Source organism: Mesorhizobium intechi, from assembly GCF_002879535.1.
Classification (GTDB): Bacteria; Pseudomonadota; Alphaproteobacteria; order Rhizobiales; family Rhizobiaceae; genus Mesorhizobium; species Mesorhizobium intechi.
The window spans coordinates 1-11,273 of record NZ_PNOT02000009.1; the positions used below are offsets into that span (position 1 = coordinate 1).

The window sequence follows — 11,273 nt, forward strand, 5'->3', positions numbered from 1 at the left end:
GATTTCCAAGGTCCAACGTCTTTGGAAGTGGCGCTGGCTTGGCCGGCACAATTGTGAAAAAGAAACTGCCGAGCCGACGCGCGTATTGAATCGGCGACGAGCGAGGATATAGGGTCGCCCGAGGCGGGGTTTTCCAATGGCCAAGAACGCCGAGATTGAAATTCTACGCGCAATCTCCATCCTCATGGTGATTGCCGCGCACATTCCTTTCATACTGGCTTGGGAACAGGTGTATTGGTGGCCTGTATTCAGAGTGGCTCATTTTTGGGCGGGCGTGGATATCTTCTTCGCGATATCGGGATTTGTGGTCACTGCCACGCTACTGCGCCATATCCGGTCTGAAACACCCTTCATCGCCTTGAAGTCGTTTTGGATCCGGCGTTTCTTTCGCCTCGTCCCGCTGTCCTGGATGACTTTGGCTCTCTCGATAGCGTTGGCCGCAACCTGGAACGGGTTCGGCTTTTTCGGCAGCGCGCAGAACAATTTCTACGACGCTGTGGCCGTTGTGATCTACGCCCAGAACTGGCACTTTTTCCAATGCCTGTCAGCCGGCTGGACGACATGCGGTATCAACCTGCAGTTTTGGTCGCTGTCCTTGGAAGAGCAGTTCTACATCGCCCTTCCGCTGGTCTTCATCTTCTCGCGTAGATGGCTTGCAGCGATCTGTGCTCTCCTGATCGTCATCCAGTTTCCGCTTTACCGACCCAACACCTCATGGCTTTGGATCACGCGGACTGATGCCATTTCATGGGGCGTCCTCATCGCGCTGCTTTCGCAGCATGCCGACTATTGGCGACTGGCTCCTACCATCTTTCGCCACCGCCACATCGGCCCTCTCTTCGCGGCGCTCGCCATCACCGCCATATGCTTCCTGTCGGGCGGACTGATCGTTTCGTTCTACGTCGGGTTGATAGCTATGCTGGCTGGCGTTCTGGTCTGGATCGCCTCTTATGATCGAGGCTACCTGTTCCAGAACGCGGAAAACCAACGTCTGCTGCTTTGGATCGGCAAGCGCTCCTACGCCATCTACCTTTTCCACTCCATAGCGTTCAGGCTGATCAAGGAGGGCTGCGCCCGCTACGCCGGCAGTGCGGACGCCATCCGGGACTCGGCGCATTCCGTCATCATTCTGGTGGGGGGGCTCATCCTCACCGCCGCCATCGCCGAGATCGCGTGCCGCCTGATCGAAGCGCCATTCCAAACAAAGGGACGAGCCATGGCGCAGCGGATGGTCGCGCCAGCAACCGTTGCCGTCCCGACTTAATTCCGGGGCCTAACGGCCGCAACGTTGTTGTCGCCGATTGGCCGGGCGAGAACCATGACGCTGCCTTTGGCATCGACCCGGACGGCTATCGCCTCGAGGCCCTATTTCGGAGCTGCCGGTTGATCCGGCCAAACTCCGCGGTTTCGCAGTCAAGACGGTTCCCACTGACCGGGCTTTGCTCTACCAATGCGAAGCGGGCTCGGCCCGGAGGGAGGGTGAGCGATGCCGAGTTTCGACAGCCTGTTCAATGCCTTCGTCACCATTCTCGTGACCATCGATCCGCCCGGCCTGGCGCCACTGTTCCTCGCCGTGACGCGCGGCATGAACCGCGACGAGCGCCAGCAGGTGTCGGTCCGCGCCTCGGTCATCGGCTTCCTCGTGATGGCGCTGTTCGCGGTGGCCGGCGCCTCGATCCTGTCGGTGTTCGGCATCACGCTGCCCGCCTTCCGCGTCGCCGGCGGTTTCCTGCTGTTCTTCATCGCCTTCGAGATGGTTTTCGAGCGGCGACAGGACCGCAAGGAGAAGATCGGCGACGTCGCCATCACCAAGGACATGATCCACAACATCGCCGCCTTCCCGCTGGCGATCCCGCTGATCGCCGGCCCTGGCGCGATTTCGGCGACGGTGCTGCTCTCCGGTTCGTTTCAGGGTTTTGCCGCGCAGGCAGCACTTGTCGGCATCATCTTCGTCTGCCTCGCCATCACCTATCTGGTGTTTGTGCTGTCGGAACGCATCGACCGCATCCTCGGCCAGACCGGCCGCTCGATCCTGACCCGCCTGCTCGGCGTCATCCTGGCCGCACTGGCCGTGCAATTCGTCGCCGACGGCATCAAGGCGCTGATGGCGGGGTGAACGGCGATCCCTACCGCCCTACTTTGCGGTGGTGTCGATGACTTCGAAATCATGCGTAATCGTGGCCGTCTTGGCCATCATGGCGGAGGCCGAGCAGTATTTTTCGATCGAAAGATTGATCGCGCGCTGAACCTTGTCGGGCGAAAGCGCGCGGCCCTTGACGATGAAATGCATGTGGATGCGGGTGAACACCTTTGGGTCGGTCTCGGCGCGATCAGCGTCGAGTTCGACGACGCAGTCCTCGACCGCCTCGCGACCCTTTTCCAGTATATGCACGACATCATAGGCCGAACAGCCGCCGGTGCCGATCAGCACCAGTTCCATCGGGCTCGGGCCCGGCGTCTTGCCTTCAGGGCCGGGTGCCGTTCCCAGCACCAGCTTGTGGCCGCTGCCGGACTCGCCCACGAAGGTGCGCTCTTCGACCCATTTTACCCGTGCCTTCACCGCTTTGTCCTTTCAGTCCTTTGGCCGCGCCTGCTGTCGCGCCAAATCAACAATGCAAAACCCCGAAAGTCCATGCAAGGACCCTCGGGGTAACGATCATGCGACATCAGCCGTTTGGTTTTGCTTTCGATCAGAACGGGATCTCGTCGTCCAATTCGCGCGACGAACCGCCGCCACCGCCGCCCCTGGGGGCGCCGCCGCCACGGTTGAAGCTTTCGTTCGGGCTGGACTGGCCGAAATCGGAACCGCGGCTGCTGACGCCGGAATAACCACCGACCTGGCCGCCCTCACCCTGGCGCCCGTCGAGCATCTGCAGTTCGCCGCGGAATCTCTGCAGCACGACTTCCGTCGTGTACTTGTCGGCGCCGGTCTGGTCCTGCCATTTGCGCGTTTGCAACTGGCCCTCGACATAGACCTTCATGCCCTTCTTCAGATACTGCTCGGCCACCTTGGCGATGCCCTCATTGAAAATGACGACATTGTGCCACTCGGTCTTTTCCTTGCGCTCGCCGGAATTCTTGTCGCGCCAGCTTTCCGACGTGGCGATACGGATGTTGACCACCGGCTCGCCCGAGTTCAGGCGGCGGATTTCAGGGTCCGCGCCGAGATTGCCGACCAGAATGACCTTGTTGACGCTACCCGCCATGATTTTTCTCCGCGCTCATCCGAAATAAATTTTTGTCGCAGCACCTTACAGGCTGCGCATGTCCGCCGCCTGCCAAGGCTGGCTTTTCCCACAAGGTTTTTGTTCCCTTTTCGTTCCTATATGCACTGCTGCTGATTGTCAAGGAATGGCAACAATGCCTGAGCCTAGCATATGGGTTTCAAAACAGCGCTTGCCAAATCAATAAGTATCGACTTATGCTTTTGTCATGATCGAAGCAGAGATTTTCCGCGCCTTGGCCGACCCGACGCGCCGCGCCGTCTTCGAACGCCTCGCAGCAGCTGAGATGAGCGTGTCGGAATTGCGCAGCGGCCTGACGGTGTCGCAGCCGGCGGTGTCGCAGCATCTGGCGGTGCTGCGCGGCGCCGGCCTGGTCGTCGAGCGGCGAGCGGGCCGCAATGCCTACTATCGTGCCGATCCGCACGGGCTCGCGCCCTTGCTCTCCTGGATCGAACGCTACCGGACCTTCTGGCCGGAGCGCATCGAAAGGCTCAAGACGGTTTTGAAGGATATGGATCAATGAAGGATTTGGGATCGATAAACGCCGAGACCCAGGGCAAAGCCTCCCCGGATGTGCTCGAGTTCGAATACGACCTTGCCGAACCGCCGGAAAAAGTGTGGCGGGCGCTGACCGTGCCGGAATTGCTCGCCGCATGGATGATGCCAAACGACATCGGGCCGGAAATCGGCAAGCGTTTTGCCTTCGCCGGGACCGAAGCTGCCATTGAATGCGAAATCCTCGACGCCGAGCCGGAGCGCCTGCTGCGCTATTCCTGGCGCGAGCAGCCGGGCGACGCCCGGGATCCGCTCGACAGTGTCGTCACCTTCACACTCGCCCGCACCGTTTCCGGCGGCACGCATCTGCGCATCGTCCATGACGGTTTTGCTGGGAAGGCGATGCCCGCTGTCGCCATGGCGGGTGCCGGCTGCCGGTTCTCGCTTGGATTGCACGGGCGCGCAAAGCCTGTCGCCGCGAATATGCCCAACGCCCTCCTGCTCGCAGCCTGAACACGGAAATCGGAGACGAAAAATGAGCGGTCTTGCCAGCCTGGTGCCGATGGTGATCGAGCAATCGAGCCGCGGCGAACGCGCCTTCGACATTTTCTCGCGGCTGCTGCGCGAGCGCATCATCTTCATCAACGGCGAGATCAACGACGATGTCTCGGCGCTGGTCTGCGCGCAGCTTCTGTCGTTGGAATCGGACAACCCCGACAAGGAAATCTCGCTCTACATCAACTCGCCGGGCGGCGTGGTGACCAGCGGCTTCGCCATCTACGACACGATGCAGTATGTCAGTTGCCCGGTATCGACCGTGTGCATGGGGTTTGCCGCCTCGATGGGCTCGTTCCTGCTGATGGCGGGCACGCCGGGGCGCCGCATCGCGCTGCCCAACGCCACCATCCTGCTGCATCAGCCGCTGGGCGGCTTCCAGGGCCAGGCTTCCGACATCCAGCGCCATGCCGAGCGGATCGGCAGGACCAAACGCCACATGACCGAGCTCTACGCGCAGCACTGCGGCCGCACCTATGAGGAAGTCGAACGCACGCTCGACCGCGACCATTTCATGACCGCCCGCGAGGCCCAGGCATGGGGCATTGTCGACCATGTCTTCGACACCCGCAAAAAGGCGGCAGCATAAGGGTATTTGGATGGAAGCCGCACATCCATAAAATGCAGATGTACCAAATAGAGAACACTTCTTTCATCGCCCATCAATGAATTCGGCGTTAATTGCATCCTCTTAAAGATAAGCGGAGATATAAATGCCAGCGCTTACCAATCCAAACAAACGAGCATTCCGCGCCATATTAGCTATAGCAGGAATATGCATGGCATTTTTCTTACTGGCTAATGGCACCGGAGGGTATGCATGTTTGGCACGTGGAGGCGATGTGCGACTAGAAGGCGGGTCCGTTCGCTGCCATATGGATTTTAGCAACTGGCAACCAGGCGAGCCAGCACGTCCTGCATCAAACTGATAGGCAAATTTGATTGCTTGCACCCAGGCGAGCAAGCGGATTGATGCGCCCGGGCCGACATCGATTCCGCGCCGCCAGTCTGGCCTGACCTGCAGCGCGGTACTATAGTCTTGTCATGCTGCACCGCCTGAACAGACTGATCATAGCCGTTGCGGTCGCCGCGGCGGCCTCCAGCGTGGCGTTCGCCGGAGACAGTTCCGCACCCGGCCAGACGGGCGCCCTGCCCGGCGTGACCGGCAACTACCGCATCGCCAAGCCGGCTCCCCAGCCGGAACCCGACGACGCGTTGCCGGCAGGCAGCGACGGCTCCTTCAAGATCGGCAATACCGATGTCAGGGTCGGCGGCAGCATAACCATCGACATGGCGACGGGTGGCATCCGCACTCCGAACCATTGACCTGATGATGGGCCGAAGCGCCCTTCGTCCCAGGGCGGAGCAAGGAGCGAAGCGACGCGCGCGGACGCTGGAATCCATGCCTGACTGCAACGCGCCCGCCACAGTGCAGAATTCTGCTCCGCTGCAGTCCTAGGCTGGGGTCGCGGCATGGATTCTTGGGTCGTCGTTCCGCTACGCCCAAGGATAACGAAGCTGGCGGAGTTCCGGCCAATTGCGAACACCGGCAACACCACAAATGTAAGCCCCGCCGTGCTCTGGGCAAACGGACGGGGCTTTTCTGGATCTCAAATCCATATTTTGCCGGGAGTGTACTGCCGGCGTTTGATTTCGGATGCTACGCGGCGTCAGCCGACGATCCGACTAGCAGTCTCTGATTTTTGGGGAATACGGCAAGTCACGGTTTGTCGGGTGGCGCAAACGCTAAACCCTGGCACTTATGCCTGCCGCGGCTCCAACGAGGCGTGGAGCCTTTGGGGACTATCCGGTGGCGTCATGCTCCGCTCCTGTGTCCGTTGCGACATTGTCGTCGCGAAGCGCAAATCGCGAATACCTGCGGCGTCTCGCAGGTCGCCTTGGGGCGGCGAGGCCATCGAAAGACGGCCGGCCTCGCTTGACCTCTGGAGATTGCTCCCGTGAGCCGGCCGCGTCAACCTTCAATAGCCGGTTACGGAAAATTGTGATCGCCGGGGGGTTACGTACAGGTCAGGTTTCTGCACAGCTTTGTCAGGAGCGTGTTCGGCCTTTGTTCTTTCTGCTTGCCCCTTCGCGCGAAAGACGGTTAAACGACTTCTGTCGGGAATTGTGGCGTCTCTCGACGTGGCGGCAAAAACACCTACATAGGGGATGGCCGGGACAATCCCGCCAATCCCACGAAATTCCAAATCTGAGGCGGCGACCGGCGATGGCCGACCATAAATTCCTTTCCATTCGCGGGGCGCGCGAACACAATCTGAAGAATGTCGATCTCGACCTGCCGCGTGACAGCCTGATCGTCATGACCGGCCTGTCCGGTTCCGGCAAATCGTCGCTGGCCTTCGACACCATCTATGCCGAAGGGCAGCGCCGCTATGTCGAGAGCCTGTCGGCCTATGCCCGGCAATTCCTCGAAATGATGCAGAAGCCCGACGTCGACCAGATCGACGGCCTGTCGCCTGCCATCTCCATCGAGCAGAAGACCACCTCGAAGAACCCGCGATCGACGGTCGGCACCGTCACCGAGATCTACGACTATATGCGCCTGCTGTTCGCGCGTGTCGGCGTACCTTATTCGCCGGCCACCGGCCTGCCGATCGAGAGCCAGACGGTCAGCCAGATGGTCGACCGAGTGCTGGCGCTGGAGGAAGGCACGCGCCTGTTCCTGCTGGCGCCGATCGTGCGCGGCCGCAAGGGAGAATATCGCAAGGAACTGCTGGAGCTGCAGAAGAAGGGTTTTCAGCGCGTCAAGGTCGACGGTGTCTTCTATGAGATATCAGATGTTCCGGCGCTCGATAAGAAATACAAGCATGACATCGACGTCGTCGTCGACCGTATCGTCGTGCGCGGCGATCTGGCCACGCGTCTTGCCGACTCCATCGAGACGGCGCTGAAGCTCGCCGAGGGGCTGGCGGTGGCCGAGTTCGCCGACAAGCCGCTCGATTCCAGCCAGACCGGCGAGGATTCGGTCAACAAGTCGAAGAACGAGACGCATGAGCGCATCCTGTTCTCGGAAAAATTCGCCTGCCCGGTGTCCGGCTTCACCATTCCCGAGATCGAGCCGCGGCTGTTCTCGTTCAACAACCCGTTCGGCGCCTGCCCGACCTGCGACGGTCTCGGCAGCCAGCGCGCCATCGACCCCAACCTCGTCGTGCCCGACGAAAACGTGTCGCTGCGCGACGGCGCCGTCAGCCCGTGGGCGAAGTCGACGTCGCCCTATTACGTGCAGACGCTCGAGGCGTTGGGCAAGGCCTACAACTTCAAGCTCGGCGACAAGTTCAAGGATTTGAGCGCCCAGGCCCAGGATGCGATTCTTCGCGGCACCGGCGAGCGCGAAATCACCTTCCAGTATGATGACGGCCTGCGCTCCTACAAGACGACCAAGACCTTCGAAGGCGTCATCCCCAATCTCGAACGGCGATGGAAGGAAACCGAATCCGCCTGGATGCGCGAGGAGATCGAGCGCTTCATGTCGGCGACGCCTTGCCCCGTCTGCAAGGGCTATCGGCTGAAGCCGGAAGCGCTGGCGGTGAAGATCGGCGGCAAGCACATCGGCGAAGTCACGGAACAGTCTATCCGCAACGCCGATAAATGGTTCACCGACCTGCCTGCGCAGCTCAACGACAAGCAGAACGAGATCGCGGTGCGGGTGCTGAAGGAAATCCGTGAGCGGCTGCGCTTCCTCAACGATGTCGGGCTCGACTATCTTACATTGTCGCGCAATTCGGGAACGCTGTCGGGCGGCGAAAGCCAGCGCATCCGGCTGGCGTCGCAGATCGGCTCGGGGCTTACCGGCGTGCTTTACGTACTGGACGAGCCGTCGATCGGCCTGCATCAGCGCGACAACACGCGCCTGCTCGATACGCTCAAGCACCTTCGCGACATCGGCAACACCGTCATCGTCGTCGAACATGACGAGGATGCCATCCTGCATGCCGACTATGTCGTGGACATGGGTCCGGCCGCCGGCATCCATGGCGGCGAGATCATCGCCCAGGGCACGCCGCAGCAAGTGATGGCCAATCCCGACTCGATCACCGGCAAATACCTGTCGGGCGCGCTTGAAGTGGCCACCCCCGGGGTCCGGCGTGAGGCGAAAAAGAACCGGCGCCTGAAAATCGTCGGCGCGCGCGGCAACAATCTGAAGAACGTCACTGCCGAAATCCCGCTCGGCACCTTCACCGCCGTCACGGGCGTATCGGGCGGCGGCAAGTCGACCTTCCTGATCGAGACACTGTTCAAGGCGGCCTCGCGCCGCATCATGGGGTCGCGCGAGCATCCGGCCGAGCATGACCGCATCGAGGGCCTGGAATTCCTTGACAAGGTCATCGACATCGATCAATCGCCGATCGGCCGCACGCCGCGTTCGAACCCCGCCACCTACACCGGCGCCTTCACGCCGATCCGCGACTGGTTCGCCGGCCTGCCCGAGGCCAAGGCACGCGGCTACCAGCCGGGGCGCTTCTCGTTCAACGTCAAGGGTGGCCGCTGCGAAGCCTGCCAGGGCGACGGCGTCATCAAGATCGAGATGCACTTCCTTCCCGACGTCTATGTCACCTGCGATGTCTGCCACGGCAAGCGGTATAACAGGGAGACGCTCGACGTCCTGTTCAAGGGCAAGTCGATCGCCGACGTGCTCGACATGACCGTCGAGGAAGGCGTTGACTTCTTCGCCGCCGTGCCTGGGGTGCGCGACAAGCTCGATACGCTGAAGCAGGTCGGCCTCGGCTACATCCATATCGGCCAGCAGGCGACGACGCTGTCCGGCGGCGAGGCGCAGCGCATCAAACTCGCCAAGGAACTGTCGCGCAAGGCGACAGGCAAGACGCTCTACATCCTCGACGAGCCGACCACCGGCCTGCATTTCCATGACGTCGCCAAACTCTTGGAAGTGCTGCACGAACTGGTTGACCAGGGCAACACGGTGGTGGTCATCGAGCACAATCTCGAAGTGATCAAAACCGCCGACTGGGTGCTCGATCTCGGCCCCGAAGGGGGCGACGGCGGCGGCGAACTGGTTGCCCAGGGCACACCGGAAGCGATCGTGCGCGAGAAGCGCAGCTACACCGGGCAGTTCCTCAAGGAACTGCTGGAGCGGCGCCCCGGAGGCAAGCGCGAAGCGGCGGAATGATCTGCGGACCGTTGGCGCCTGGAGAGTGTTTGGATGACAATCAGAAGAGCGCTCGCCGGTGATGTCCAAACGGTCGTTTCGCTGACGGAAGCCGCCTACGCCCCCTACAACGCCATGCTCGGCGCGGCGCCGATCCCGGTGACCGAAGACTACTCGCCGCGCATCGCGAACGCCGAGGTCTGGCTGCTGGAGAGCGGCGGCGAACCAGCCGGACTGCTCACGCTGGAACGGCATGCGGATCACGCGATGATTTTTTCCGTCGCGGTGTCGCCCGCCTTCCAGGGCAAGGGGTTCGGTATCGCCTTGTTAAAACACGCTGACGAGCAGACGCGCCAATGGGGCCTGCCGGAGATACGGCTCTACACCAATGCGAAAATGGAGCGGAACATCGCGCTCTATCTCGCTTACGGCTATCGCGAAACGGGTCGCCGACCCAACCCCTACCGGCCAGGATGGGTCCTTGTCGACATGGCAAAACCGGTCGACGCGACCGCGACGGCCTGATTTTCGCAACGCGGCCAGACTTCTGAATTTAGCCAGACACTGCACTCGGGAGGACGACAATGAGCAAATCCGGAACAATCCGCGCCGGCATGGGCGGCTGGACCTTCGAGCCCTGGGACACGTCCTTCTATCCGGACAAATTGTCGAAGGCCAAGCAACTACACTACGCCAGCCGGCAGGTGTCGAGCATCGAGGTCAACGGCACCTACTACTCCAGCTTCAAGGAGCCGACCTTCGTCAAATGGGCAAGCGAGGCGCCCGACGGTTTCGTCTATTCGCTGAAGGGCAACCGCTTCGTCACCAACCGCCGCGTGCTGGGCGAGGCCGGTGAATCGATTATGCGCTTCCTCGGCTCCGGCGTTGCCGCGCTCGGCGACAAGCTCGGCCCGATCCTGTGGCAGTTCGCGCCGACGAAAAAGTTCGATCCGGACGATTTCGAAGCTTTTCTGAAACTGCTGCCGGAGAAGCAGGACGGTGTCGCGCTGCGCCATGCGCTGGAAGTCCGCAACGACAGTTTCATCGTGCCGGAATTCGCGGCACTTGCCCGCAAATACAAGGCGGCGATCGTCTATGCCGACCATGCCAAATATCCCGATATCGCGGACGTCACCGGTGACTTCGTCTACGCACGGCTGCAGGCCGGTTCGGACGACAACCCCGATTGCTACACGCCGAAGGGTCTCGACGAGTGGGCGGCGCGAGCAATGACATGGGCGGAGGGCAAGCAGCCGGCCGATTTGCGGCGTACCGATCCCGCCACGGACGCGCCTGTGCAGCCGCGCGACGTGTTCGTCTACTTCATCAGCGAGGGCAAAGTGCGCGCGCCGTTCGGGGCGATGGCGCTGATGAAGCGCATAGCAGGCTGACAAGCATTCCTTGTTCCTCGGCTACATGCTGTAAGTGCATCATCTATGCGTTTTGCGCGTAGCAAAGCGCCTATTCCCGGGCATCTTCGCCACGATCGTAACCTTATCGACACTTCCTTGCTGCATGTATGCGGCGGCGCCAAGCTGCAGAGCTGGAGCCGCCGCCGGCGGGGAAAGAGGGRCATGTCGCTCGACTACACTTCACTTTTGCTGGCTGTCGGTTTCTCCGCCGCCTGCCTGAGCCTGACATTGTTCGGCATGTGGCTGACCGCCCGCACGGAACGCTTCTTGCTGACATGGGCGATCAGCCTGGTATTCGTGGTCGGCGATATCTTTGTCTATGACGCCTATATCGACATGCCCGGGCGCTTGCTCGGCATCGCCACCCTTGCCCTGTTGCTGCTCGGTTTCTCGACCATGCTGGGTGCGGCCTACCAGTTCAGAACCGGCGGCTCGCCGCTTCCGCGAGCACTAATGGGT

At 61.4% G+C, this 11,273-nt stretch carries 11 protein-coding genes and 1 pseudogene; 10 read left to right on the plus strand and 2 right to left on the minus strand.

Going from position 1 to position 11,273, the window contains the following annotated elements:
* Positions 1–136 precede the first annotated feature (136 nt).
* Positions 137–1,264 carry an acyltransferase family protein gene (locus C1D09_RS00650; RefSeq protein ID WP_143972511.1) on the plus strand — a complete coding sequence of 376 codons (1,128 nt, stop codon included), beginning with the start codon at positions 137–139 and terminating at the stop codon, positions 1,262–1,264.
* A gap of 222 nt (positions 1,265–1,486) precedes the next feature.
* On the plus strand, positions 1,487–2,116 hold the full coding sequence (locus C1D09_RS00655) for a MarC family protein (protein WP_143972512.1): 630 nt from the start codon (positions 1,487–1,489) through the stop codon (positions 2,114–2,116).
* An 18-nt stretch (positions 2,117–2,134) separates the two neighbouring features.
* Here the strand turns inward: C1D09_RS00655 and C1D09_RS00660 are convergent, their stop codons facing one another.
* Positions 2,135–2,560, minus strand: coding sequence for an OsmC family protein (locus tag C1D09_RS00660; protein WP_143972513.1), 426 nt, complete (start codon positions 2,558–2,560; stop codon positions 2,135–2,137).
* A gap of 130 nt (positions 2,561–2,690) precedes the next feature.
* Positions 2,691–3,206: a single-stranded DNA-binding protein gene (locus tag C1D09_RS00665; RefSeq protein WP_143972514.1), complete on the minus strand. Its 516-nt coding sequence runs from the start codon at positions 3,204–3,206 to the stop codon at positions 2,691–2,693.
* Between the two features lie 226 nt (positions 3,207–3,432).
* On the opposite strand from C1D09_RS00665, the gene C1D09_RS00670 reads away from it, so the two are divergent.
* The 8 genes and pseudogenes from C1D09_RS00670 to C1D09_RS00705 form a co-directional block, all read left to right on the plus strand.
* On the plus strand, positions 3,433–3,747 hold the full coding sequence (locus tag C1D09_RS00670) for an ArsR/SmtB family transcription factor (protein ID WP_143972515.1): 315 nt from the start codon (positions 3,433–3,435) through the stop codon (positions 3,745–3,747).
* Positions 3,744–4,232 (plus strand): SRPBCC family protein, encoded by a 489-nt coding sequence (locus tag C1D09_RS00675; RefSeq protein ID WP_143972516.1) that lies wholly within the window; start codon positions 3,744–3,746, stop codon positions 4,230–4,232. The genes C1D09_RS00670 and C1D09_RS00675 overlap by 4 nt, the downstream gene beginning before the upstream one ends.
* Before the next feature lie 22 nt (positions 4,233–4,254).
* A complete protein-coding gene (locus C1D09_RS00680) occupies positions 4,255–4,863 on the plus strand; it encodes an ATP-dependent Clp protease proteolytic subunit (RefSeq protein ID WP_143972517.1) in 609 nt (202 codons plus the stop codon).
* 455 nt (positions 4,864–5,318) lie between these two features.
* Positions 5,319–5,600: a hypothetical protein gene (locus C1D09_RS00685; protein ID WP_143972518.1), complete on the plus strand. Its 282-nt coding sequence runs from the start codon at positions 5,319–5,321 to the stop codon at positions 5,598–5,600.
* Between the two features lie 901 nt (positions 5,601–6,501).
* Positions 6,502–9,423, plus strand: a complete 2,922-nt coding sequence (gene uvrA, locus C1D09_RS00690; protein WP_143972519.1) for an excinuclease ABC subunit UvrA — start codon at positions 6,502–6,504, stop codon at positions 9,421–9,423.
* Between the two features lie 33 nt (positions 9,424–9,456).
* Complete coding sequence (locus tag C1D09_RS00695) at positions 9,457–9,927, plus strand: GNAT family N-acetyltransferase (RefSeq protein ID WP_143972520.1); 471 nt, start codon at positions 9,457–9,459, stop codon at positions 9,925–9,927.
* Positions 9,928–9,986: 59 nt separating this feature from the next.
* Positions 9,987–10,793, plus strand: coding sequence for a DUF72 domain-containing protein (locus C1D09_RS00700; protein ID WP_143972521.1), 807 nt, complete (start codon positions 9,987–9,989; stop codon positions 10,791–10,793).
* Positions 10,794–10,976: 183 nt separating this feature from the next.
* Positions 10,977–11,273 (plus strand): annotated as a pseudogene (locus C1D09_RS00705) (GGDEF domain-containing protein); the annotation flags it as partial.